Origin of the sequence: Microbacterium sp. F51-2R, assembly GCF_052180235.1 — a bacterium.
Lineage (GTDB): Bacteria > Actinomycetota > Actinomycetes > Actinomycetales > Microbacteriaceae > Microbacterium.
The window spans coordinates 3,204,804-3,228,593 of record NZ_CP197470.1 but is presented as its reverse complement, the minus strand read 5'-3'; the positions used below and the strand labels follow the sequence as shown (position 1 = coordinate 3,228,593).

The 23,790-nt window shown below is 70.6% G+C and carries 22 protein-coding genes and 1 riboswitch; of the genes, 15 read left to right on the top strand and 7 right to left on the bottom strand.

Annotation, left to right across the window (positions count from 1 at the left end):
* The first annotated feature begins 91 nt into the window (after positions 1 to 91).
* The 8 genes from ACSBPH_RS14140 to ACSBPH_RS14105 all read left to right on the top strand — a co-directional run bounded on the left by ACSBPH_RS14140 (position 92) and on the right by ACSBPH_RS14105 (position 8,542).
* Positions 92 to 1,624: a fumarylacetoacetate hydrolase family protein gene (locus ACSBPH_RS14140; protein ID WP_442574954.1), complete on the top strand. Its 1,533-nt coding sequence runs from the start codon at positions 92 to 94 to the stop codon at positions 1,622 to 1,624.
* Entirely contained in the window at positions 1,621 to 2,310 is a 690-nt protein-coding gene (locus ACSBPH_RS14135) for a GntR family transcriptional regulator (protein ID WP_442574953.1), read from the top strand. Before ACSBPH_RS14140 ends, ACSBPH_RS14135 begins: the two co-directional genes overlap by 4 nt.
* Positions 2,311 to 2,347: 37 nt before the next feature.
* Entirely contained in the window at positions 2,348 to 3,907 is a 1,560-nt protein-coding gene (hpaE, locus tag ACSBPH_RS14130; protein ID WP_442574952.1) for a 5-carboxymethyl-2-hydroxymuconate semialdehyde dehydrogenase, read from the top strand.
* Positions 3,908 to 3,973: 66 nt separating this feature from the next.
* Complete coding sequence (gene hpaD, locus ACSBPH_RS14125; protein WP_442574951.1) at positions 3,974 to 5,131, top strand: 3,4-dihydroxyphenylacetate 2,3-dioxygenase; 1,158 nt, start codon at positions 3,974 to 3,976, stop codon at positions 5,129 to 5,131.
* A 2-nt stretch (positions 5,132 to 5,133) separates the two neighbouring features.
* Positions 5,134 to 5,916 carry a 2-keto-4-pentenoate hydratase gene (locus ACSBPH_RS14120; protein WP_442577314.1) on the top strand — a complete coding sequence of 261 codons (783 nt, stop codon included), beginning with the start codon at positions 5,134 to 5,136 and terminating at the stop codon, positions 5,914 to 5,916.
* Complete coding sequence (locus ACSBPH_RS14115) at positions 5,901 to 6,710, top strand: HpcH/HpaI aldolase family protein (protein WP_442574950.1); 810 nt, start codon at positions 5,901 to 5,903, stop codon at positions 6,708 to 6,710. Before ACSBPH_RS14120 ends, ACSBPH_RS14115 begins: the two co-directional genes overlap by 16 nt.
* Positions 6,711 to 6,981: 271 nt before the next feature.
* Positions 6,982 to 7,776, top strand: coding sequence for a transglutaminase-like domain-containing protein (locus ACSBPH_RS14110; protein WP_442574949.1), 795 nt, complete (start codon positions 6,982 to 6,984; stop codon positions 7,774 to 7,776).
* Between the two features lie 211 nt (positions 7,777 to 7,987).
* Positions 7,988 to 8,542, top strand: coding sequence for a hypothetical protein (locus ACSBPH_RS14105; protein WP_442574948.1), 555 nt, complete (start codon positions 7,988 to 7,990; stop codon positions 8,540 to 8,542).
* Between the two features lie 84 nt (positions 8,543 to 8,626).
* On the opposite strand, the gene ACSBPH_RS14100 is transcribed toward ACSBPH_RS14105, so the two are convergent.
* Positions 8,627 to 9,064, bottom strand: coding sequence for a VOC family protein (locus ACSBPH_RS14100; RefSeq protein ID WP_442574947.1), 438 nt, complete (start codon positions 9,062 to 9,064; stop codon positions 8,627 to 8,629).
* A gap of 32 nt (positions 9,065 to 9,096) precedes the next feature.
* Entirely contained in the window at positions 9,097 to 9,351 is a 255-nt protein-coding gene (locus ACSBPH_RS14095) for a YkvA family protein (RefSeq protein WP_442574946.1), read from the bottom strand.
* A 118-nt stretch (positions 9,352 to 9,469) separates the two neighbouring features.
* On the opposite strand from ACSBPH_RS14095, the gene ACSBPH_RS14090 reads away from it, so the two are divergent.
* Complete coding sequence (locus ACSBPH_RS14090) at positions 9,470 to 9,661, top strand: hypothetical protein (RefSeq protein WP_442574945.1); 192 nt, start codon at positions 9,470 to 9,472, stop codon at positions 9,659 to 9,661.
* 79 nt (positions 9,662 to 9,740) lie between these two features.
* Here ACSBPH_RS14090 and ACSBPH_RS14085 read toward each other — a convergent pair whose 3' ends face one another.
* The gene (locus tag ACSBPH_RS14085; RefSeq protein WP_442574944.1) at positions 9,741 to 10,658 is read right to left on the bottom strand and encodes an LLM class flavin-dependent oxidoreductase; all 918 of its coding nucleotides are present in this window, start codon (positions 10,656 to 10,658) and stop codon (positions 9,741 to 9,743) included.
* Positions 10,659 to 10,707: 49 nt separating this feature from the next.
* Here ACSBPH_RS14085 and ACSBPH_RS14080 point away from each other — a divergent pair, with 49 nt between their 5' ends.
* Positions 10,708 to 11,364, top strand: a complete 657-nt coding sequence (locus ACSBPH_RS14080) for a histidine phosphatase family protein (protein WP_442574943.1) — start codon at positions 10,708 to 10,710, stop codon at positions 11,362 to 11,364.
* Between the two features lie 24 nt (positions 11,365 to 11,388).
* On the opposite strand, the gene ACSBPH_RS14075 is transcribed toward ACSBPH_RS14080, so the two are convergent.
* On the bottom strand, positions 11,389 to 11,616 hold the full coding sequence (locus ACSBPH_RS14075; RefSeq protein WP_442574942.1) for an RNA-binding S4 domain-containing protein: 228 nt from the start codon (positions 11,614 to 11,616) through the stop codon (positions 11,389 to 11,391).
* A 502-nt stretch (positions 11,617 to 12,118) separates the two neighbouring features.
* On the opposite strand from ACSBPH_RS14075, the gene ACSBPH_RS14070 reads away from it, so the two are divergent.
* Positions 12,119 to 12,865 (top strand): NADPH-dependent F420 reductase, encoded by a 747-nt coding sequence (locus ACSBPH_RS14070; RefSeq protein ID WP_442574941.1) that lies wholly within the window; start codon positions 12,119 to 12,121, stop codon positions 12,863 to 12,865.
* Between the two features lie 178 nt (positions 12,866 to 13,043).
* On the opposite strand, the gene ACSBPH_RS14065 is transcribed toward ACSBPH_RS14070, so the two are convergent.
* Positions 13,044 to 14,405 (bottom strand): threonine/serine exporter family protein, encoded by a 1,362-nt coding sequence (locus tag ACSBPH_RS14065; RefSeq protein WP_442574940.1) that lies wholly within the window; start codon positions 14,403 to 14,405, stop codon positions 13,044 to 13,046.
* A gap of 163 nt (positions 14,406 to 14,568) precedes the next feature.
* Here ACSBPH_RS14065 and ACSBPH_RS14060 point away from each other — a divergent pair, with 163 nt between their 5' ends.
* Both ACSBPH_RS14060 and ACSBPH_RS14055 read left to right on the top strand, forming a co-directional pair.
* Positions 14,569 to 15,546, top strand: coding sequence for a zinc-binding dehydrogenase (locus ACSBPH_RS14060; protein ID WP_442574939.1), 978 nt, complete (start codon positions 14,569 to 14,571; stop codon positions 15,544 to 15,546).
* A gap of 332 nt (positions 15,547 to 15,878) precedes the next feature.
* Positions 15,879 to 18,056 carry an alpha/beta hydrolase-fold protein gene (locus tag ACSBPH_RS14055; RefSeq protein WP_442574938.1) on the top strand — a complete coding sequence of 726 codons (2,178 nt, stop codon included), beginning with the start codon at positions 15,879 to 15,881 and terminating at the stop codon, positions 18,054 to 18,056.
* A 137-nt stretch (positions 18,057 to 18,193) separates the two neighbouring features.
* Here the strand turns inward: ACSBPH_RS14055 and ACSBPH_RS14050 are convergent, their stop codons facing one another.
* Positions 18,194 to 19,078: a bifunctional methylenetetrahydrofolate dehydrogenase/methenyltetrahydrofolate cyclohydrolase gene (locus tag ACSBPH_RS14050; RefSeq protein WP_442574937.1), complete on the bottom strand. Its 885-nt coding sequence runs from the start codon at positions 19,076 to 19,078 to the stop codon at positions 18,194 to 18,196.
* Positions 19,079 to 19,224: 146 nt separating this feature from the next.
* Positions 19,225 to 20,499, bottom strand: coding sequence for a serine hydroxymethyltransferase (gene glyA / locus ACSBPH_RS14045; protein ID WP_442574936.1), 1,275 nt, complete (start codon positions 20,497 to 20,499; stop codon positions 19,225 to 19,227).
* A gap of 39 nt (positions 20,500 to 20,538) precedes the next feature.
* A riboswitch (ZMP/ZTP riboswitch) is annotated at positions 20,539 to 20,623 on the bottom strand.
* Positions 20,624 to 20,728: 105 nt separating this feature from the next.
* On the opposite strand from glyA, the gene ACSBPH_RS14040 reads away from it, so the two are divergent.
* Positions 20,729 to 22,276 (top strand): beta-N-acetylhexosaminidase, encoded by a 1,548-nt coding sequence (locus ACSBPH_RS14040; protein ID WP_442574935.1) that lies wholly within the window; start codon positions 20,729 to 20,731, stop codon positions 22,274 to 22,276.
* Entirely contained in the window at positions 22,273 to 23,418 is a 1,146-nt protein-coding gene (locus tag ACSBPH_RS14035; RefSeq protein WP_442574934.1) for an N-acetylglucosamine-6-phosphate deacetylase, read from the top strand. The genes ACSBPH_RS14040 and ACSBPH_RS14035 overlap by 4 nt, the downstream gene beginning before the upstream one ends.
* Positions 23,419 to 23,790 lie beyond the last annotated feature (372 nt).

The window sequence follows — 23,790 nt, the reverse complement described above, 5'->3', positions numbered from 1 at the left end:
TTCGGCGTCTTTGTCCGGGGTTCGATCGGAGCTTGCCCGATCGAGACCGATGATATACGATTTCGGATACGACGCAAGAGCGAGGGAGCTCATGACCCATCAGACGGATGCCTCGGACCCCCGGTTCTCGGGACTCCCGGGCCGCCCCGGCAAGATCATCGCCGTGCACCTCAGCTACGCCTCGCGCGCCGATCAGCGCGGGCGTCGCCCCGCCGACCCCTCGTACTTCTTCAAGCCGGCGAGCTCGGTCGCGGCATCCGGCAGCACCGTCGAACGCCCCGCCGGCACCGAGCTCCTCGCCTTCGAGGGCGAGATCGCGCTCGTGATCGGCGAGCCCGCGCGCCGTGTGCCGCTCGCCGACGCCTGGCGCCACGTCGCCTGGGTCACGGCGGCCAACGACTTCGGCCTGTACGACCTGCGCGCCAACGACAAGGGGTCGAACGTGCGCTCGAAGGGCGGCGACGGCTACACGCCGATCGGCCCGTCGCTCATCGACGCGCGCACGATCGATCCGGGCGACCTGCGGCTGCGCACGTGGGTGAACGGCGACCTCGTGCAGCACGACTCGACGGCCGGCCTCATCTTCCCGCTCGCCCAGTTCGTCGCCGACCTCTCCCAGCACTTCACGCTCGAGCCCGGCGACGTCATCCTCACGGGGACCCCCGCGGGGTCGTCCGTCGTCGAGCCCGGCGACGTCGTCGAGGTCGAGGTCGACGTGCCCGGCGGCGCGACGTCGGGCCGACTCGTGACGAAGGTCGTGCGCGGCCCCGACGTCTCGTTCGACGCCTCCGTCGGGTCGCTGCCGTCGGTCGACGACGTGCAGCGCGCCGAGGCGTGGGGCTCGCGGGAGGCCGCCGGACTGCCGGACGCCGAGGGTGCCGAGGCTCAGGTCGCCGAGACTCCGAAGGCCGACGCCTCTGCCTCGCCCGCCCTCTCCCCCGAGCTGCGGGCGAAGCTCGAGCGCACGCCCGTCGCGGGGCTCTCGCAGCAGCTGCGCAAGCGCGGCCTCAACAACGTCACGATCGACGGCGTGCGCGCACTCACGCCGGGCACGAAGATCGTCGGCACCGCCAAGACCCTCCGGTTCGTGCCGAACCGCGAAGACCTCTTCGTGTCGCACGGCGGCGGCTACAACGCGCAGAAGCGCGCGTTCGACGCGGTCGGCGAGGGCGAGGTCATCGTCATCGAGGCGCGCGGCGAGGCCGGCTCGGGCACGCTCGGCGACATCCTCGCGATCCGCGCCCACGCGCGCCGCGCCGCCGGGATCGTCACCGACGGCGGTGTCCGCGATGCCGAGGCCGTGGCATCCGTCGGCATCCCCGTCTTCCACAACGGCTCGCACCCCGCGGTCCTCGGCCGCAAGCACGTCCCGTGGGACCTCGACGTGACGATCGGATGCGGCGGCACGACCGTGCAGCCGGGCGACATCATCGTCGGCGACGCCGACGGCGTCATCGTCGTGCCGCCCGCCCTCGCCGAGGAGGTCGTCGACGCGGCCCTCGCCCAGGAGGAGGAGGACGCCTGGATCGCGCGGCAGGTCGCGCAGGGGCATCCCGTCGACGGGCTCTTCCCCATGAACGCCCAGTGGCGCGCGCGCTATGAGGCCGAAAGGGGCGAAGGATGACGATCGAGACGCTCAGCAAGTCGCAGCGCGCCTACCAGTGGATCAAGGAGCGCATCGCGCGGCACGAGTACACGCCCGGCTACCGGCTCGTGCTCGGCACGATCGCCCAGCAGCTCGACATGAGCGTCGTGCCCGTGCGCGAAGCCGTGCGCCAGCTCGAAGCCGAAGGCCTCGTGACGTTCGAGCGCAATGTGGGCGCGCGCGTCACGCTCGTCGACGAGTCCGAGTACGTCGACGCGATGCAGGCCCTGGGCCTCGTCGAAGGCTGCGCGACCGCGCTGTCGGCGCCGCTGCTGGGCGCCGACGACATCGAGCGCGCGGCCGATGTGAACGCGCGCATGCAGCGCCTGCTCGACGACTTCGACCCGCACGTGTTCACGCAGCTCAATCAGCAGTTCCACTCGGTGCTCTTCGAGCCGTGCCCGAACCCCCTCATCCTCGATCTCGTGCACCGCGGCTGGGCCCGCCTGTCGGGCCTGCGCGACACGACGTTCGCGTTCGTCCCCGGACGCGCGCACCATTCGGTCGAGGAGCACGCCGAGATCCTCGATCTCATCCGCGCGGGCGCCGAGCCCCTCGAGATCGAGCTCGCCGCCCGCAACCACCGCTGGCGCACGATGAACGCCTTCCTCGCGGCGCGGCATCCCGAGACCATCGCGGGGCATGCGAGCTCGCTCGCCCGCTGACGACTTCCCCACTTCCCACCATCGACGGAGGAACCCCATGACCGACACGACAACGCTCACGGCACAGCGCCACGTGCCCGACGACCTGCCGACCCGCATCCAGCACTACATCGACGGCGAGTTCGTCGATTCGGCCGACGGCGACACGTTCGACGTGCTCGACCCCGTGTCGAACGAGGTGTACGTGCAGGCCGCCGCCGGCAAGAAGGCCGACATCGACCGCGCCGTCGCGGCCGCGCGCCGTGCCTTCACCGAGGGACCGTGGCCCAGGATGCTGCCGCGCGAGCGCTCGCGGATCCTCCACCGCATCGCCGACATCGTGGAGTCGCGCGACGCCCGACTGGCCGAGCTCGAGAGCTTCGACTCGGGGCTGCCCATCGCGCAGGCGCTCGGCCAGGCGCGCCGCGCCGCCGAGAACTTCCGCTTCTTCGCCGACCTGATCGTCGCCCAGGCCGACGACACCTACAAGGTGCCGGGCCGCCAGATAAACTACGTCAACCGCAAGCCGATCGGCGTGGCCGGCCTCATCACGCCGTGGAACACGCCGTTCATGCTCGAGTCGTGGAAGCTCGGTCCCGCGCTCGCGACGGGCAACACCGTGGTCCTCAAGCCCGCTGAGTTCACGCCCCTGTCGGCGTCGCTGTGGGCGGGGATCTTCGAGGAGGCGGGCCTCCCGCAGGGCGTCTTCAACCTCGTGAACGGACTGGGTGAGGATGCCGGCGACGCCCTGGTGAAGCATCCGGATGTCCCGCTCATCTCGTTCACCGGCGAGAGCCGCACGGGACAGATCATCTTCGGCAACGCGGCGCCGTTCCTGAAGGGACTCTCGATGGAGCTGGGGGGCAAGTCGCCGGCTGTCGTCTTCGCCGACGCCGATCTCGACGCCGCCGTCGACGCCACGATCTTCGGCGTCTTCTCGCTCAACGGCGAGCGCTGCACCGCCGGCTCACGGATCCTCGTCGAGCGCTCGATCTACGACGAGTTCGTGGAGAAGTACGCCGCCCAGGCCAAGCGCGTGAAGGTCGGCTATCCCCACGACCCGGCGACCGAGGTGGGCGCGCTCGTGCACCCGGAGCACTACGACAAGGTCGTCTCGTACATCGAGATCGGCAAGTCCGAGGGGCGCCTGGTCGCCGGCGGCGGCCGACCCGAAGGCTTCGACACCGGCAACTTCGTCGAGCCCACCGTCTTCGCCGATGTCGCGCCGGACGCGCGGATCTTCCAGGAGGAGATCTTCGGACCTGTCGTGGCGATCACGCCGTTCGACACCGACGAGGAGGCGCTGGCCCTCGCCAACGGCGTGAAGTACGGGCTCGCCGCCTACATCTGGACGAGCGACCTCAAGCGCGCACACAACTTCTCGCAAGCCGTCGAGGCCGGGATGGTGTGGCTCAACTCCAACAACGTGCGGGACCTCCGCACCCCGTTCGGCGGCGTGAAGGCCTCGGGCCTCGGGCACGAGGGCGGCTACCGCTCGATCGACTTCTACACCGACCAGCAGGCCGTGCACATCACGCTCGGCGAGGTGCACAATCCCACGTTCGGCAAGGCCGTCCACGAGGAAGCCACCGATCTCGACGACCCCGACCCCCGCTGACCTGCCGACCCGGCCCCGCTGACCCGTTTCCGGCTGACCACTTTTTCCGCAAGCAAGGACGCTGACATGACCGACAAGACCCTCACCTCCTCCGGCTTCTTCGTCTCGCAGGAGGCCCCGATCCACTCCGACAACCCCGTCCCGACGCCTTCGAGCCCGGCCCCCGACATCCTGCGGTGCGCCTACATGGAACTCGTCGTCACCGACCTGGCCGCCTCCCGCGTCTTCTACGTCGACGTGCTCGGGCTGTACGTGACCGAGGAGGACGAGGAGGCGATCTACCTCCGCTCGACGGAGGAGTTCATCCACCACAACCTCGTGCTGCGCCAGGGCCCCGTCGCGGCGGTCGCCGCCTTCTCGTACCGCGTGCGCACACCGGAAGACCTCGACAAGGCGGTCGCCTTCTACGAGGAACTCGGATGCCGCATCGAGCGCCGCCCGGAAGGCTTCACGAAGGGCATCGGCGACTCCGTGCGCGTCATCGATCCGCTCGGCTTCCCGTACGAGTTCTTCTTCCAGACCGAGCACGTCGAGCGCCTGTCGTGGCGGTACGACCTGCACACCCCGGGCGAGCTCGTGCGCCTCGACCACTTCAACCAGGTCACCCCCGACGTCCCCCGCGCCGTCAACTTCATGCAGTCGCTCGGCTTCCGAGTGACCGAGGACATCCAGGACGAGGAGGGCACGGTCTACGCCGCGTGGATGCGCCGCAAGCCCACCGTGCACGACACCGCGATGACCGGCGGCGACGGACCGCGCATGCACCACGTCGCCTTCGCGACGCACGAGAAGCACAACATCCTCGCGATCTGCGACAAGCTCGGCGCCCTCCGCCGTTCCGACGCGATCGAGCGCGGCCCCGGCCGCCACGGCGTCTCGAACGCGTTCTACCTCTACCTCCGCGACCCCGACGGGCACCGCGTCGAGATCTACACGCAGGACTACTACACGGGCGACCCCGACAACCCGGTCGTGACCTGGGACGTCCACGACAACCAGCGCCGCGACTGGTGGGGCAACCCGGTCGTCCCGTCGTGGTACACCGAGGCATCCCTCGTCCTCGACCTCGACGGCAATCCGCAGCCCGTCGTCGCCCGCACCGACACGTCGGAGATGGCCGTCACGATCGGCGCCGACGGCTTCTCGTACACGCGGCCCGGCGACGAGGCCGACGATCTCCCGAGCTGGAAGCAGGGCGAGTACAAGCTCGGCGCGCAGCTGTGAACCTGTCAGCCGACCAGGTCGCGCAGATCGCCGAGGAACTCGCTGAGGCCGATCGCACGCACGGCGTGATCCCGCGGATCACGGCGCGGTACCCCGACGCGACGGTCGAGGACTCGTATGCGATCCAGGGCGTCTGGCGCGACAAGAACCTCGCGGCCGGCCGCACGATCGTCGGCCGCAAGATCGGCCTCACGAGCAAGGCCATGCAGCAGGCGACCGGGATCACCGAGCCCGACTACGGGGTGATGTTCGACGACACGGTATACGAGTCCGGAGCCGACATCCCCGTGGCGCACTTCTCGAACGTGCGGATCGAGGTCGAGCTCGCCTTCGTGCTCGCCCGACCGCTGGAGGGGCCCGACTGCACGCTCGAGGACGCCATGGCGGCCATCGACTACGCCGTCCCTGCCCTCGAGGTGCTCAATTCGCACATCGAGCTCGAGGGGCGCACCATCGTCGACACGATCAGCGACAACGCGGCGTACGGCGCGATGGTGCTCGGCTCGGTGCGCAAGCGCCCCGACGAGATCGATCTGCGGTGGGTGCCGGCCCTGCTCTCGAAGAACGGTGAGATCGAGGAGACGGGTGTCGCCGCCGGCGTGCTGGGTCACCCCGCGACCGGCGTCGCGTGGCTCGCGAACAAGTTCCACCAGCACGGCGCGCGTCTCGAGGCCGGCGAGATCATCCTGGCAGGGTCGTTCACGCGCCCCATGTGGGTGTCGGCGGGCGACAGCGTCCGCGCCGATTACGGACCGATGGGAGTGATCGAATGCCGCTTCGTCTGAGGCCGACGTTCCGCGAGGCGCTGGCCGAGGCATCCCGTCCCCTCGCGGGGATGTGGGTGTGCACGGGCAGCCCGCTCGTCGCGGAGATCTGCGCGGGCGCGGGCCTGGACTGGTTGCTCATCGACATGGAGCACGCCCCCAACGGCCTCGAGTCGGTGCTCGCGCAGCTGCATGCCGTGTCGGGCTACCCCGTCACGCCCGTCGTGCGCGTGCCGATCGGCGACGTCGTGACGATCAAGCAGGTGCTGGACCTCGGGGCGCAGAGCATCCTCGTGCCGATGATCTCCTCGGCCGACGAGGCGCGGGCTGCCGTGGAGGCGGTGCGGTATCCCCCGCGCGGAACCCGTGGCGTCGGCTCGGCGCTCGCCCGCAGCGCGCGCTGGAACCGCGTCGACGCCTATCTCGGCGAGGCCGATGCGCACGTCTCGCTCTTCGTGCAGATCGAGACGGCGGCCGGCGTCGAGGCGGCGACGGAGATCGCCGCAGTCGACGGCGTCGACGGCGTCTTCGTGGGGCCGAGCGACCTCGCGGCTTCGATGGGCGTGCTCGGCGCGCAGACGCATCCGGACGTGGTCGCGGCGGTCCGGCGCACCTTCGACGCGGTCAAGGCCGCGGGCAAGCCCGTCGGGGTCAACGCCTTCGACCCGGCCGTCGCCGATGGATACCTCGAGGCGGGTGCGGACTTCATCCTCGTCGGCGCCGACGTGGCGCTCCTCGCGCGGGGCTCGGAGGGCCTCGCCTCCCGGTTCATCCCGGGCGACGGCGCAGCGGGCGGGGGGCGCGCCTCGTACTGACGTGGGGCAGCCAGCGTCGGCCGGCGGCTGCCGGGGTCGCCGTATGGCCGGCGTCGCCGTCTGGCCGGCGTCGCCGTCTGGCCGGCGTCGCCGTCTGGCCGGGGTGCGGAGTGCGGGGAGGGGCCCGCCGTGTTCACAACTCCGGAGATTCGCGCCTCAACCCGGCCGAATCCGCCCGGAAGGCCGCCGCACGGCCCAAAACTCCGGAGTTATGCACGCCCGGCACTGTCAAGGGCGGCTCGGGGCGGGCGTGGTCTGGAAAGGTTGGGGCATGAAGAGGGATGTCTCCGCCCGCATCGTCCTGAACGTCGCCGAGCCTGCTGACCTCGTCTTCGCGATCGCTGTGGCCGCCGGCTACCGCGCCGACGAGAGTTTCACGGCGTCGCTCGACGGCCGGCCGGTGGAGCACCGGGAGCTGCCCGACGCCCACGGCACGCGTCTGCACCGCCTCACGTCCGGAACGGGAGAGATCGTCGTCGAGTACACGGCGTCGATCGACGGCCGGGCCGCGCCGGCACCAGCGAGCGAGACCGACCTGCTCGTCTACACGCGGCCCAGTCGCTACGCCGAGTCCGACTCGCTCCTGCCGACGGCGGCGGCGGAGTTCGGCGGCATCACCCGCCCGGCCGAGATCCTCGCGGCGGTGTCGTCGTGGGTCGGGACGCGACTTGCCTATGTTTCCGGATCCTCGCTGCCGACCGACGGCGCCCTGCGCACGCTTCTCGCACGCCAGGGCGTCTGCCGCGACTACGCCCACCTCTCTGTCGCGCTGCTGCGAGCGCTCGGCATCCCGGCCCGCCTCGCGGCCGTCTACGCGCCGGGCCTGTCTCCGATGGACTTCCACGCCGTCGCCGAGGCCTGGGTCGATGGTCGCTGGTGCGCCGTCGATGCGACGACGCTGGCCCCTCGCGGAAGCCTCGTGCGCATCGCGACGGGACGCGATGCCGCCGACACCGCGTTCCTCAACGTGATGTCGGGCCGGGCCGACGTCGTCGGCATGACCGTCTCGGCGGTCGTCGACGACCTGCCCGCCGACGACCTGCACCGGCTCGTCTCGATCACCTGACCGAGCGGCAACACGACCGGCCACACCAGGCGAGGGTCGCCGAGACGGCGAAGCAGGGGCGACGGGATGCCTCGGCATCCGTCACCCGCTCCCGTGAAGCGGCCGGAGTCGCAGCCTGACGACTCCTCCGCACCACCCGCGCCACGTGGCCCGCGCGGCCGCACCGCCCACCCGGCTGGCCCGACCCCGCCCGGCGTGCGACCCTGGACGCATGAAGAAGTGGGTCGTCCGATTCGCGACGCTTTACGTGTTCAACCTCGCGGTGCTGCTGCTGATCGACCTCCTCGTGGCAGGCGTGTCGGTCGGCTGGGGCGTGATCTGGGCGAGCGTGATCCTCACCGCCGCGGGCCTGTGGGTCAAGCCGCTCATCCAGAAGTGGTTCGCGAGCATGGCCGCGAAGTCTGCGGCGCAGCGCACGAAGGCCGGCGAGTGGCTCGTCCGCGCGGGGCTCGTCTTCGTCGTCGAGCTCGTCGTGTGGATCCTCGTCGTCATGCTCTCGGGCGTGCACGTGCGGCACTTCCTGCTCGGGTACCTCCTGCCGCCGATCCTCCTCGCCATCGCGTGGGGGATCTACGCCGCGATCGATGACCGGCTCGAGGCGCGGGCCGGCGACCTGTACGACCGCGCGTCAGCGGGCATCGGCGGGAAGAGGACGGATGCCGCGTCCCCACCCGCTCCCCCGTCGGCCGACACCCGTGCAGCCCGCGCAGAGCTGCACGACGGTCTCACGGCAGAGCAGCGGCGCATGCTCGACGAGCTCGGCTGACTGGTTTCGGCCGGGGCTGTCGATTCGCCGCCGAGTCGATCGTCATCAGGGTGTCGCAACCGACCGGAAGGGATGACACCCGGGTCAGCTCTTCTGGAGCTCTTCGGCGAGCATCACGATGATGCCGCTCGGCCCGCGGATGTACGAGAGCTTGTAGATGTCGCGGTAGTTCGCGACACCGCGGAGCGGACGGCACCCGTGACGCGCGGCGACCGCGAGCGACTCCTCGATGTCGTCGACCGAGAAGGCGACGCGGTGCATGCCGATCTCGTTGGGGCGAGTCGGCTCGGTCTCGATCGCGTCGGGGTGGATGTACTCGAAGAGCTCGAGCTGGCCGTGACCGTCGGGCGTCTGCAGCACGGCGATCTTGGCGTGATTGCCGTCGAGGTCGACCGCGATGTCGGCCCACTCGCCGCTGACCTCGTCGCGACCGAGGACCGTGAGCCCGAGATCCGTGAAGAACGCGATGGTCTCCTCGAGGTCACGGACGGCGATGCCGACGTTCTCCAGCTTGATGGGCATGCAGGCACGCTACCCGTGCCCGCCGACAGCCGTCAGCCCTGGAGACGCGGAACCGTCGCCGTGGCGCGCACGCCCGCCTGCCAGCGCCGGTGCTCACGGGCCACGAGCACGGCGAGGATGCCCCAGACGCCGATGTCGTCGGTCAGGCCGAGAGGGCCGAGGACGATCTCGGGGATGAGATCGATCGGCGCGACCGTGTAGACGACGGCCGCGATCGCAGCGACCCACGTCGTCGGAGCGACGTGGTGCTCACGGGTTCTGACCGCCTTGAAGAATCTCCACCACATGCGTCCAGTGTCCGTTGCCGAGGTGGACGCCGGGTCGTCGATACCAACCCGTGACCAACGCCTCGGCGAACTCTCAGCCGGGCTACGTTGTGAGTGACCCCGACGAGAGGAGCCCCGGATGTCGCCGGACGACCACGACCACCGCAAGCACAGCGACCACCCCCAGGAGCACCACGTCCCGGCCGACGGCGAAGTGAGCGTCCCCGAGATCGAGGAGGACGAGACCATCGCGCCGCGCCCCGAGGAGGAGATCGCCGACCGGCTGCGCGCCGAGCCCGACGTCGAGGACCACAGCGGGCACCAGGCCTGAGGCAGACCCGGGCGGGTCTCGCCGCGTGACCGCAGCCGGCGGAGAGCTCCGGCCGGCCGGCGCGCTATCCCGGCCGTTCTCAGCGGAGCCGGGCGAGCGCCTGCTCGTGCACGACGGGGTCGGATCCGAGCCCGGCCGAGGAAGCCGGCCCGTACACCACGAGCTCGTCGAAGCCCAGGTCTTCAGCGCGGGCCGCGGCATCCTGGAACGCCCCGACACTGCTCGTCGGGCGCACCCGGCCGAAGCCCAGCAGCACCGAGCGCCGCACCGTCGACGGATCGCGCCCGATCTCCGCGCAGCGCGCGTCGAAGCCCTCAGCCTGCGCGGCGAGCAGGCTCCAGAAGTCGGCGGCTTCGAGCTGCGTCGAGCCCGGGCCGCCGTAGGTGTTCCACGTCTCGGCGACCTCCGCGGCGAGCGCGAGCGCGCGCGGGCCGTGCGCGGCCAGGAGCAGCTCGGGCGGCGCGACACCCTCCGGCCGGGCCGTCGACCGGAGCCCCGAGAACGACATCGTCGCCCCGTGCCACTCGGTCGCGCCGTCGATGGCGGCCAGGTATCCGCGCACGACATCGCCGAACCGGTCGGACATCGCCTTCATCGGGCTCTTCTCGCCACGGTCGGCCACTTCGCAGTCGGGCGCCCCGAGACCGATCCCCAGCACGAGACGGCCGGACGAGGCATCCTGAACCGTCATCGCCACGCGAGCCAGCGCGACGGGCCGTCGAAAGACCGCCGAAGCGACGAGCGTGCCCAGCTTGATGCGCTCGGTGCACGCCGCCGCGGCCGTCAGGGTCGTGAACGCCTCGCCCAGCCACAGGTCGACGGCGGTCGCGTGGGTCAGGTGGTCGTAGGTGTAGGCGACGTCGTAGCCGACGTCCTCGGCCCACCGGTACCAGGGCGACTGCTCGCTCCACCGGCCCATGGGAGGGATGACGACGCTGATCCGCGAGAGGGCCATGAGCGAAGGATGCCACGACCCGCCGACTCCCGTGAGATTCATCGCCGCGGCGTCACGACCCCGGTGGCCGCGTCGAGACTACGGTTGCGATGTGGCCATCAACGATCCGCTGCCCGAGCACCCCGCGCCCGACACCCCTCCCGGAAAGCTCGTGCTGTTGCGCCACGGCGAGACGGAGTGGTCGAAGCAGGGCAAGCACACCGGGCTCACCGACATCCCGCTCACGCCTCGCGGTGAGGATCTTGCCCGCGCCGCCGGCGAACTCGTCACCGGGTACGACTTCGCGCTCATCCTGACCTCGCCGCTGGAGCGCGCGAAGCGCACCGCCGAGCTGGCGGGGCTGGATGCCGAGGTCGACCCGCTCCTCGTGGAGTGGGACTACGGCGGGTATGAGGGCCGCACGACGCGCGAGATCCGCGCGGAGCTGGGCTACAACTGGAGCGCCTTCACGCACGGCGTGATCCGCGGCGCGACGCCGGGCGAGACGGTCGAGGAGGTCGCCGCCCGCGCCTCGCGGGTGCTCACGCGGGTGCTGCCGGCGATGGCGGTGGGCGATGTCGCGCTGGTCGCGCATGGACACTTCCTGCGCATCCTCACGGCCGTGTTCCTGCGCCTTGCGCCGCGCTTCGGCGCGCAGATCACTCTCAACGCCGGATCCGTGTCGGTGCTGAGCTTCTACCGCGAGCAGCCCGCCATCCTGTCGTGGAACTACGGCCCCGAGCTGCCGCTGGTGCCCTCGGAGTCCTGATCGGCCGGGCGGCCGTGGCACGGCTCAGGGGCGGACGCGGACGCTGCGGCCCTCGAAGCTGACGACGTCGCCAACCTGCAGCTGGCGCCCGCGGCGACGATCGACCTCGCCGTTGACGAGCACGAGACCGTCGATGATCGCCTCCTTGACATCGCCGCCGGAGTCGAGGAGCCCCGCGAACTTCATGAACTGCCCGAGGCGGATGCTCGCGCCGCCGATCGGCACGTCGTCGATCGGGGCCGAGTTCGCCATCCCGAAATGCTAGCCGACGACGTGCGCGGTCTTCGGGCGCGGCCACGCTTGCCGGGGCCGTGGCTGTGCTCGCCGGCGGCGGGCGGGGCGGTGGCTGAGCCTCGTTGTTCATAACTCCGGAGAACCGAGCCGCGGGACGGCGTTTCGGGCCGATTCGGCGAGATCGGCGCGCAAATCTCCGGAGTTATGGACGAGATCGCCCCTCGACCACAGGCCGGCCGCCCGGCCAGGCCCGGCCGTGGGGGTGCTGGCCGTGGCCGTGGCCGTGGTGCGGGCGGGGGACGCGGGCGGCCGGGGCTGGCGCGCTGGCTGAGCCTCGGTGTTCATAACTCCGGAGATCCGGGCCGCGCAGCGGCGTTTCGGGCCGATTCGGCGAGGTCGGCGCGCAAATCTCCGGAGTTGTGAACGCGGCCGGCCGCCGACGCCGGCCGGTGGCCGATCATGGTGAGGAGAGGGCTCGGCATGGGGCCCTCGCGGCGAGCGGGAGAGGAGCTCGGATCGGATGCCTGGAGTCAAGCCCGTGATCGGGATCCTCGGTGCCGGCCGGCTCGGTGTGGTGCTCGCGCAGCTGGCGTCGGGTGCGGGGTATCCGGTGCTCATTGCGGGGTCCGGGGAGCCCAAACGGATCGCCCTGCCCCAAGACGCGCTCCGGCAGGGAGCGGTGGCCATGACGAGCGTGGCAGCCGCAGAGCAGGCTGATGTCGTCATCCTCGCCCTGCCGCTCCCGAAGTTCCGCGAGGTCCCGGCCGAGCCGCTCGCGGGCAAGACCGTGATCGATGCGATGAACTACTGGTGGGAGGCCGACGGGCTGATCCCCGAGTTCAGGGATCCGATCGCCTCGAGCAGCGAGATCGTCCAGAAGCACCTGTCGGCGTCGAGGATCGTCAAGGCGTTCAACCACATGGGTTACGCCGACCTCGCCGACGAATCGCGTCCGCGCGGCACGGCTCACCGCAAGGCCATCGGGATCGCCGGGGACCACACCGGCGACCTCGAGGTCGTCGCCGGGATCGTCGACGACCTCGGGTTCGATCCGGTGCGGGTGGGCGTCCTCGCCGACGGCGTCACACTCGAACCCGGCACCGAGCCGTTCGGCGCGGACGTCGGAGCCGACGAGCTCCGCGCCATGGTCGAGCGCTTTCCCACGTCGCAGCGCGGCCTGCGGAGGGCGGCGGCACTCGCAGCGCGCAGCGCCACCGACCCCGCGCGCAGAACGCCCGACCCAGCGAACACCGCGGACACCCGGTAACGCACCGCCCGCCCAGAACCGCGCCAACCGCCCCGCCGGAGCGCGCCACCGAACCGACCCCCCGCCCGGGTCAGAGAGCGTACGCGCCCACCGCCCCCGCCGCCGCAGCCGGCACGAACCGCCCCACCGAACCGCGCCACCGGAGGCCCCGCCTGACCCCGCCGCCCCGCCGCCCCCGTCAGAGAGCGGGCCGGCGCATGCGGTTGGAAAGACTCGACCCGGCGAGCACGCCGAGGGCGATCGCGACCATCGTCGCGAGCGTCGCGACGAGCGACGCCGTCCCGGCGGAGTCGCCGCCGAGCATGTCGGCCACGCTCACGAGCCCGAGCGCGCCGGGAACCAGCAGCGCGAAGGCGGGAGTGAAGCTCACGAGCGCCGCCGGGCCCGACGGCTGTCGTGCGACGAGCGCCGTGACCGGGGTCACGACGAGCGCCCCGACGAAGGCGGAGAGGATGCCGCCCACCACGAGCCCGGCGAGCACCTGCGCCGCGTACGCCACGTACACGACGAGCAGGATCCAGGGAATCGCTCGCCTCGGCGCAGACCGATGCACGCAGATCGCCACGCCGAACACCGCGACCGCGATCCACTGCGCGATCGGCCCCAGGAGATCCGGGTTGCGGCTGAAGTCGAAGTCCGGGACCCCGACCACCGTGCCGGCCGTCACGATCCCCGCGCCCAGGAGGACGAGCTGCATGGCGCCCGCCGCGGCCCTCCCCGCCCCCGAGAGCATGTGCCCCGTCGACAGCTCGAGCACCGCGGTGGTCAGCAGCGCGCCGGGCAGGAGAACGACGAGTGGTCCGAGGAGGGCTCCCAGGATGCCGGAGCCCCAGCCGAGCCGGATGAGGGCGAAGACCACCACGGCCACGAGGAAGGCGATCGCGACCGTGATGAGCGCGCCATACCGACGCGGCACCCGCTCGCTGACGAGGAGCCCCCCACCCACGACCAGGCCGAGCACGGCGGACACCGACACTCCCGCCCACGAGGCACCCAGGAGAACCGAGAGCGCCGCGCTGAGGAGGCCGTAGGCGATCACGCGCAGGAGGGGCCCGTAGCTCGGCGTGATCTGCCGGATGCGCTGCACCCGCTCCACCGTCGAGCGCGGGTCGAGGATCCCCGTGCGCGCGGCATCGGCCGTCCGCTGGAGCTCGTCGATCTGGGAGAGCAGGAGCTGCCCGCCGGCGCCTGCGACCGCGCCGGTCTCGCGCTGCCCCGCGCCTCGCGCCGACACGAGCACGGCGTTGGGGAAGACGAGGACTTCGCTCTCGGGCAGCCCGTTCACATGTGCGATGTCGCGCAGCACGTCCTGCACCGTCTCGACGGTGTATCCGGCCTGGATCATGGCGCTGCCCACCGACTCCGCGGACGCGAGTGCCGCCGCCGCATCGGGAGCCGCGGTCGAGGCGACCGGCGTCGATCCCGTGATGACGGCGCCGCGGGCGCTCACCGCGATGTCGCGCTCAGCGCGGCGACGAACGGCGAGCAGGACGATCGCCGCGATGATCAGCACCGCGGCGGCAATCCACGTGGAGATCACTGTCGTCACCTCTCGGCAAGGTCGGGGGCCCTCTGCCGGCGAATCATCGTCGCCTGATCGCAAATGCTATCCGGAGGCCGGCACGGGGAGGCCCGGCGTGATGTACTCGATGCTGCCCGGTCGAGCTGCCGGCTCGCGCGGGCTCGAGAAAGGATCCGCCGCAATGCGCGCACTCGTCCACCCCGTCTTCGGGGATCCCGCATCCGTTCTCACCGTCGAGGAGGTGCCTCTCCCCGAGCCCGGTCCCGGTGAGGTGCGAGTGCGGACGATCCTCAGTCCCATCCACAACCACGATCTGTGGACGGTGAGGGGCACGTACGGCTACAAGCCCGAGCTTCCGGCTCGAGCCGGAACCGAGGCGCTCGGCGTGGTCGACGCCGTCGGGCCCGATGTCACTTCGCCCGCGGTCGGCCAGCGCGTCGCCACGGGCGGCACGTTCGGCGTGTGGGCCGAATACTTCATCGCGAGAGCCGCTGGGCTCGTCCCCGTGCCGGACGGCCTCGACGACGAGGCGGCCGCGCAGCTCGTCTCGATGCCCTTCAGCGCCGTCAGCCTTCTGCACTTCCTCGATCTGAAGGAGGGCGACTGGCTCGTCCAGAACGCGGCGAACGGCGCCGTCGGCCGAATGGTCGCGCAGATCGGCGCTGCGCGGGGACTCAACGTGATCGGGCTCGTCCGCCGCGCCGACGGCGTCGCGGAACTTCGCGAGCAGGGCATCGAGCGGGTCGTCGCGACGGATGCCGAGAACTGGCGCGAGGAGGTGGCCGTCCTGACCGGGGGCGCGCCGATCATCGCGGGCGTCGACTCCGTCGGCGGCTCATCGTCGGGTGACGTGGTGTCGCTCCTCGCGGAGGACGGCACGCTCGTCGTCTTCGGCGCGATGCAGTCCCCCGTCATGTCCATCCCGTCGGGAGACGTCATCTTCAAGCAGGTGACCGTGAAAGGGTTCTGGGGCAGCAAGGTGAGCCGCGAGATGGATGCCGCCACGCGGTCCGCACTCTTCACCCAGCTGATCGGCTACGTCCTCTCCGGAGTGCTCACACTCCCCGTATCCGGCACCTATTCGTTCGACGAGATCTCGGATGCCGTCGCTGCCAGCCTCAGTGCCGGACGAATCGGCAAGGTGCTTCTGCGACCCTGATCGTCGACTCGCGGGGATTGCGCCCGACCCGTCGGCAAGCGCGCGTCGCGACACCCCGAGCCGAGTCCCGTCGGAATATACAACGTTAGAACTTTGTCTTGACGGGACCTTCTCCGGGAGGTCACGATAAGCGGGAGCGCGGTTTACGACGTTGTAATTTCGATACCGGGATCCCTGTCGCCGCGCTGCCGGAGGTTCGTGCCGTCCGGTGTGCAACGCTCTCGCGCGACGCTGCGCGGGGGGTCGACGAAAGGAAATCGATGGTGATGCCGACAAATCGAGGACGGGGTACGGACAAGCGCTCCCGCCGGGTACTCGCAGCGACCGCCGCTGTGGCCGCGTTGGGAGCCTCCACACTCCTCGCGGCGCAGCCGGCCTCGGCTGCAGAGGACCCGTGGGTCTCAGAAGTGCAGAACAACGCCGTCAGCGACGTCTACCGGTTCACGGTGCCGAACTCGGCGATCCAGCCCGCGACGGGCATCGCGGGCTCCGTGGTCGCGGTGGAGGGCAACTTCGCGCCGGGAAAGACCTGGACGACGCTCAACATGGGCGCCAGCGGGGGCAACTGGACATCCACGCTCGGCCCGCTCGAGCCCGGTCTGTACTACTACCAGTACTCGGCTCGCCCGGCCTGGAATCAGGATGCGATCCCGTTCCGCAATCCCGCCTCTCCGCAGGAGGTGACCTCCAAGCCCGCGTGGAACACTCTGTTCGTCGACGGTCCGGGCGCCGAGTGGCTCGCCGACGCGCCTGACGGAGGCGCCCTCGAGCCGCTCACCTACACGAGCAAGGTCACCGGCGCGGAACGCTCGGCGCTGGTGTGGACCCCACCCGGCTACGACGAGGACCGTGCCGCGACCTACCCGGTGCTCTATCTCCTGCAGGACGAAGGCCAGAGCTATCGCGAGTGGGTGGAGCTCGGGCGGCTGAAGCAGATCCTCGACAATCTGACGATCGCCGGAGACGCCGAGCCGATGGTCGTCGTGATGGGCGACGGCGAGTCGGACGAGATCCGCGGTGAGGTCGTCAAGAGCCTCCTCCCGGCCACGGAGCATGCCTTCAACGTCTCCAGCGACGGTGACGACCGGGCGATCGCCGGAATCGGCCGAGGAGCCTCGCAGGCTCTCAGCCTCCTCGTGAGCGCGACCGGCGAGTTCGCGAACGTCGGCGCGTTCTCGAGCGACCCCGAGGGCGACCTCGGCAACGGCAGCGGGAAGATCAGCAACGGCAAGGCGAAGCAGATCAACAGGGCGACCGACGTCATCCGTCTCTATGTCGGCAACGTGACCGACCCGAGCTACAACCCGACGGTCGACCTCGCCGACAAGCTCACTCGGGCGGGTGTCGAGTTCCAGTCCGATGGCTCCGACCCCGAGACGGGCGGCACGTGGGACTCGTGGCAGAAGAACCTGCACGACTTCGCGCAGCGGCTCTTCCGTGACGCGGCCGACACCGGACCGAGCGAGGGTCACCTCGCACTCGAGCCGCACGCGCTTCCGACGCCGGGCACGACCCCGACGCCGTGGATCGACGAGAACGGCGTCGTGACCTTCGAGACGGGCACGGAGTTCGCCGACGCGAACAATGTGACGGTGTGGGGCAACTTCGGGCCCGCCGGCAGCTGGCCGCGCACACCGATGACCAAGCAGGCCGATGGACGCTGGCGTCTGACGATGCCGGTCGACTCGGGCTCGTACTACTACAAGTTCGTCGTGGAGGGCTCGGACCGCAAGGACACCACCAACCCCTCGACCGTCCTGTCCGAGCCGAACTGGAGCACCTTCCAGGTGCCGGGTGACGACACGCTCCGCGGCGAGTACACCACCCCGGTGGCCGCCGAGGCGCGCGGCAAGGTCGAGGTGATGGAGTACACCAGCTCCGCGAACGGCAACCCGACGCGCTCCGCCTACGTGTGGACGCCCCCGGGATACGACCCCGACCGCGCAGAGGCCTACCCGGTGTTCTACCTCCAGCACGGCGGTGGGCAGACCTGGACCGACTGGATCGAGGTCGGCTTCGCCGCCCAGATCCTGGACAACCACTACGCCAAGGGCGACATCGTCCCGATGGTGGTCGTCATGGCCAACGGCAACGGCGTGAACTTCCCCAACGAGATCACGCAGCGCATCACCGTTGCAGCGGAGGCGAAGTACAACGTCAGCGGCGACCCCGAGGATCGCGCCCTCGCCGGCCTCTCGATGGGGTCGCAGGCCGCACTGAGCACGCTGTACACGTTCCCGGGCGAGTTCGCCTACATCGGTGCGATGTCGGCGTTCACCAACCCCCCGGCGAGCGCGAACACCGCGGCGATCAACGAGGGCACGAAGCTCCTGCGCATCTACTCGGGTGACATCCAGGACTTCACCTACCCGAACACGCTGAGCCTCGTCAACGCGCTGAACACCCGCGGGATCGAACACGAGTTCGCTCCGATCATCCCCGGCCCGCACAGCTGGGACGTCTGGCAGAAGGCGTTGATCGATCTGCTCCCGCGCCTGTTCCAGGACTGAGGCCCCAGCCGGAGATCCGGCGGAGCGGGCGACCCGTGAGGGCGAGAGCCGGTTTCTCGCCCTCACGGGTCAGCGGCCCGGACGACAGGGCGACCTCCGGAAGCCGCGGTGACCGATCAGCGCGGCGCGCAGCCGCATCAGTCCTGCAGCGAGCGCTCCGCGGCCTCGACGACGTTCGTCATGAGCAGCGCCACGGTCATCGGGCCCACTCCGCCAGGGTTCGGCGACAGCCAGCCGGCCACCTCGGCGACGTCGGGCGCGACATCGCCGTAGACGATGCTCTTGCCCGTCTCGGGGTCGGTCTCACGCGTGACCCCGACATCCAGCACCGCGGCGGCCGGCTTGACGTCTGCCGCCTTCACGATGTGCTTGACACCCGCGGCGGCCACGATGACGTCGGCCTCGCGCAGGTGCTTGCCGAGGTCCACCGTGCCGGTATGGGTCAGGGTGACCGTCGCGTTGTACTCGCGGCGGGTCAGGAGCAGCCCGATCGAGCGCCCGATCGTCACCCCGCGCCCGACGACCACGACATGCTTGCCCGCGAGCTCGTAGCCGTTGCGCACGAGAAGCTCGATGACGCCCCGCGGCGTGCACGGCAGCGGCGTCGTGATCGGCGAGTTGACGTTCAGCACGAGGCGGCCGAGGTTGGTCGGGTGCAGGCCGTCGGCGTCTTTCGACGGGTCGATGCGCTCGAGGATCGCGTCGGTGTCGATGTGCTTGGGCAACGGCAGCTGCACGATGTAGCCGTGGCACGACGGGTCGGCGTTCAGCTCGTCGATGAGGGCCTCGACGTCTTCCTGCGTCGCATCCGCGGGCAGCTCCCGCTGGATCGAGTTCATGCCGATCGCCTCGGACTCGCGATGCTTCATCCCGACGTACAGCTGCGACGCGGGATCTGCGCCCACGAGGACCGTCGCGATGCCCGGCGTCACGCCGCGCTCCTTCAGCGCCGCGACCCGCTCGCGCAGCTCCGCCTTGATGTCGGCCGCAGCAGCGCGCCCGTCCAGCTTCTGTGCCGTCATGCCTTGCCTTCCCGTCGGGCTCGCGAGCCGTGAGGTGGAGAGTCGAAGATTCCGGATGCCTCGGCCGAGGCATCCGGAATCCCTATGTCGATAGTGATATCAGAAGAGCCGCCGACGCGCGAGGGCACTTCCGTTGAGCGGGCGCGCTACTGCGCGAGACCCGGGTACAGCGGGAAGGCCGCCGTGAGCGCCGCGACGCGCGTGCGCAGGAGCTGCACATCGGCGCCGGGGAGGAGCGCCTTCGCGATGATGTCGGCGACCTCGGTGAACTCCGCGTCGCCGAAGCCACGCGTCGCGAGCGCGGGCGTGCCGATGCGCAGACCCGACGTGACCATCGGCGGACGCGGGTCGTTCGGAACGGCGTTGCGATTGACGGTGATGTGGATCTCGTGCAGGAGGTCTTCGGCCTGCTTGCCGTCGATCTCGGCGTTACGCAGGTCGACCAGCACGAGGTGCACGTCGGTGCCCCCCGAGCGCACCGAGATGCCCGCGGCGGCGACATCGGGCTGCGAGAGGCGCTCGGCGAGGATGTGCGCACCGCGAAGGACCCGCTCCTGGCGCTCCTTGAACTCCGGCGTGCCGGCGAGCATGAACGCCGTCGCCTTGGCCGCGATGACGTGCATGAGCGGGCCGCCCTGCTGACCCGGGAAGACTGCCGTGTTGATCTTCTTGGCGAGGTCCTCGTCGTTGGTGAGGATGAAGCCCGAGCGTGGGCCGCCGATCGTCTTGTGCACGGTCGACGAGACGACGTGCGCGTGTGGCACGGGCGAGGGGTGGACCCCCGCGGCGACGAGACCGGCGAAGTGCGCCATGTCGACCCACAGGTACGCGCCCACCTCGTCGGCGATCGCGCGGAAGCGGGCGAAGTCGAGCTGACGCGGGTAGGCCGACCAGCCGGCGATGATGACCTTGGGCTTGTGCTCCACCGCGAGACGGTGCACCTCGTCCATGTCGATCGTCGAGGTCTCGGGGTCGACGCCGTACGCGACGATGTTGTAGAGACGGCCCGAGAAGTTGATCTTCATGCCGTGCGTGAGGTGGCCGCCCTGGTCGAGCGCCAGCCCGAGGAGCGTGTCGCCCGGGCGGGCGATCGCGTGCAGGACGGCCGCGTTGGCGGTGGCGCCCGAGTGCGGCTGGACGTTGGCGAACTGCGCGCCGAACAGCTTCTTGGCGCGCTCGATCGCGAGCTCCTCGGCGAGGTCGACCTCTTCGCAGCCGCCGTAGTACCGGCGCCCGGGATAGCCCTCGGCGTACTTGTTCGTGAGCACCGAGCCCTGCGACTGGAGCACAGAGACGGGCACGAAATTCTCGGACGCGATCATCTCGAGGTATCCGCGCTGCCGCTCGAGCTCGCGCTCGAGGACCTGCGCGATCTCGGGGTCGACCTCGGCGAGGGGGGCGTTGAAGAACTGATCGGTCATGGCGATCTCCTTGACGAACGGCTTTCGGGTGTGAGTCTCCGCATCGGCCCAGGCGTGCGGTCGAATGCCGTTGTCGGTCGCTCCCCGGTGGTGGACCACCTCAACGCCAGTCGCGACACCCCGAGCATAACGGATGCCGCCGACTCCCCCCTGCTAAGGTGGGACCGGCCTTTTGTTAAGACTCCTTACATGATCGGATCGCGCGCGCACCGATCAGAATGGACACACTGTGCCCCGTGTCGCCGTCGTCCCCGCTCCCGCCTCCCTCGAGGTGATCGAGTCCGCGCCGTTCGCCCTTCATGGGGCGGTGCGCATCGAAGGAGAGACGGATGCCGCGGCCGTCCTCGCGGCGCTGATCCGCGCGCGCACGGGTCTGGCCATCGAGCCCGGCGCCCCCTCCGGGGCCGACGACGTCGCCGCCGCCGGGACCATCGAGCTGCGCATCGACGCCTCGAGCGCTGGGAACGGACCGGAGTCCTACCGGCTCACGGCGGACGCGGCATCCGTCGTCGTCACCGGAGCAGACGCCGCCGGCCTCTTCTACGGAGTCCAGACGCTGGGGCAGCTCATCGCACGGGACGGGGACGGATGGCACGTTCCGGCCGTGTCGATCGCCGACGCGCCGCGATTCGCCTACCGCGGCGTCATGCTCGACGTCGCGCGGCACTTCGCTCCCGTCGAGACCGTCACGGCGCTCATCGACCGCGCCGCGAGCCTCAAGCTCAACACGCTCCATCTGCACCTCACCGACGACCAGGGGTGGCGCGTCGAGCTGACCTCGCGGCCCGAGCTCACGGCCCTCGCGGCGGACTCGTCGGTCGGAGGCGATCCCGGCGGCTTCTACACGAAGGCCGACTATCGCGAGATCGTGGAGTACGCGGCATCCCGCCATGTCGTCGTCGTCCCCGAGATCGACCTGCCGGGGCACACGCACGCCGTTGGCGTCGCCTACCCCGGACTCGCCCAGGACCCCGTGCTCTCGCCCGAGATCGAAGACGTCATCGCGCGGTTCGGGGGCGGCGAGCCCCGGCCCGGCGAGCTGTACCAGGGCATCGCCGTCGGGTTCTCGTCGCTGAAGATCCACGAGGAGGCGACCTACGACTTCATCTCCGACGTGTTCGGCGAGCTCGCCTCGATGACACCGGGGCCCTACCTGCACCTCGGCGGCGACGAAGCGCTCGGCACCGATCCCGCCGACTTCGCAGAGTTCATCGAGCGCGCGAGCGCCATCGTCGCCGACCTCGGAAAGACGCCGATCGCGTGGCACGAAGCGGGCGCCGCGGCGGGGCTTCATCCCGACACGATCGGGCAGTACTGGGGCTTCACGACACCCACCGACGGCATGGACGACTCGGCGCGCGCGTTCGTCCGCCACGGCTCGCAGCTCATCCTGTCGCCGTCCGACGCCGTCTACCTCGACATGAAGTACGACGCCGGCACCGCGCTCGGCCTCGAGTGGGCGAACGGCCCCACGAGCGTCGAGCGCGCGTACTCGTGGGAGCCCGGCGGAATCATCGAGGGAGTCGGCGAGCAGGACATCCTCGGCGTCGAGGCACCCCTGTGGACCGAGACCGTGCGGAACCTCGCCGACATCGACGAGCTCGCCTTCCCGCGCATCGCTGCCGCCGCCGAAGCGGCGTGGTCGCCTGCCACCGGCACGATCCCCGAGCGTTCGTGGGAGTCGTTCCGCGCACGCGTCGGAGAACTCGGCCCCCTGTGGACGCGCCTGGGCATCGGCTTCCACGCGTCCCCCGAGATCCCGTGGGCGACCGGATGACGACGCTCATCCACTCGGTCCGCCTGGTCGACGACGGCGTCGCGACCGACGACGCGTGGGTGCTCCTCGCCGCGGGGCGGGTCGCTGCGCGCGGGACGGGAGAGGACAGGCCGGATGCCGAGGCCGTCGTCGACGGACGCGCACTCGCCGGAGACGGGGCCGTCCTCACAGCCGGGTTCATCGACATCCACGGGCACGGCGGTGGCGGCTCCTCGTACGACGACGGCCCCGACGCCGTGCGCCGGGCTCGGGCGCTCCACCGCGCGCACGGCACGACGCGCGCGGTCGTCTCGCTCGTGACGGCGCCGCTCGAGACACTCGAACGGCGCGCGGCGATGGTCGCCGATCTCACGACGACGGATGCCGACATCCTCGGTTCGCACCTCGAAGGGCCCTTCCTCGACCCGGGTCACAAGGGGGCCCACGACGCTTCGCTGCTGCGCTCCCCCGACGCCGACGCGGTAGCGCGGCTCCTGCGGGCGGGCCGCGGAACGGTGCGGCAGGTGACGCTCGCGCCGGAACTGCCGGGAGGCCTCGACGCCGTCCGCGCCGTCGTGGCGGCGGGAGCGGCCGCCGCCGTCGGTCACACCTCGGCCGATCTCGCCCGCACGCGGGAGGCCTTCGACGCGGGCGCGACCATCCTCACGCACGCGTTCAACGCCATGCCGGGTCTTCATCACCGTCATCCGGGACCGGTCGGGGCCGCGGCATCCGATCCCCGCGTGACCCTCGAGATCATCGCCGACGGGGTGCACCTGGCTCCCGAGGTCGTGCGCATCGCGTTCGTTGCCGCTCCCGGACGCATCGCACTGGTCACCGACGCGATGGCCGCAGCCGGCGCGGGCGACGGCCATTACGACCTCGGACCGCTCGGAGTCGACGTGGCCGATGGAGTCGCGCGCCTTGCCGGCGGGGGTGCGATCGCGGGATCGACGCTGACTCAGGATGCCGCGCTCCGCCTCGCCGTCTCGGCCGGCGTCCCGCTGGCCGACGCGGTGGACGCTCTCTCGCGCGTTCCCGCGCGTGCGATCGGCCGTGGTCACGACCTCGGGTCGCTGGCGCCCGGGAGGCTCGGCGACGCCGTGCTGCTCACGGCGGACCTCCGCGTACGGGGCGTCTGGGTCGACGGCGTCCTCGTCTGACCGGCGCGGCGCACACGCCTCTCTGGAGGCTGGAGTTAATCCGTCTCCGCGGGCGCCGACGGGGGGCGGCGGCGCCCGCTGGAGACGGTGCGGCCGTTGCATCCCCAAGGTGCAACGGCCGCAATTCCCGGAATTATCGGTGGGCGGGAAAGCCCTCCCCCGAGTTCTTTCCAATCCCGCGGCGACCAGAGGCGTTCCGTTCCTCGGATCGTCGTGCCCGCGGGGTTTTCCCGGGAAGGGAGCGGGCAATGTCTCCTGATGATGAGACGCGCTCATCGACGTTCTATGACGCGAAATCCAGAAAAAAACCCGTAGAGATTCGGAGGCGTAGCGCAAAAGCCCAGAAAACCGCAGAATAGGACTACTTGGGGG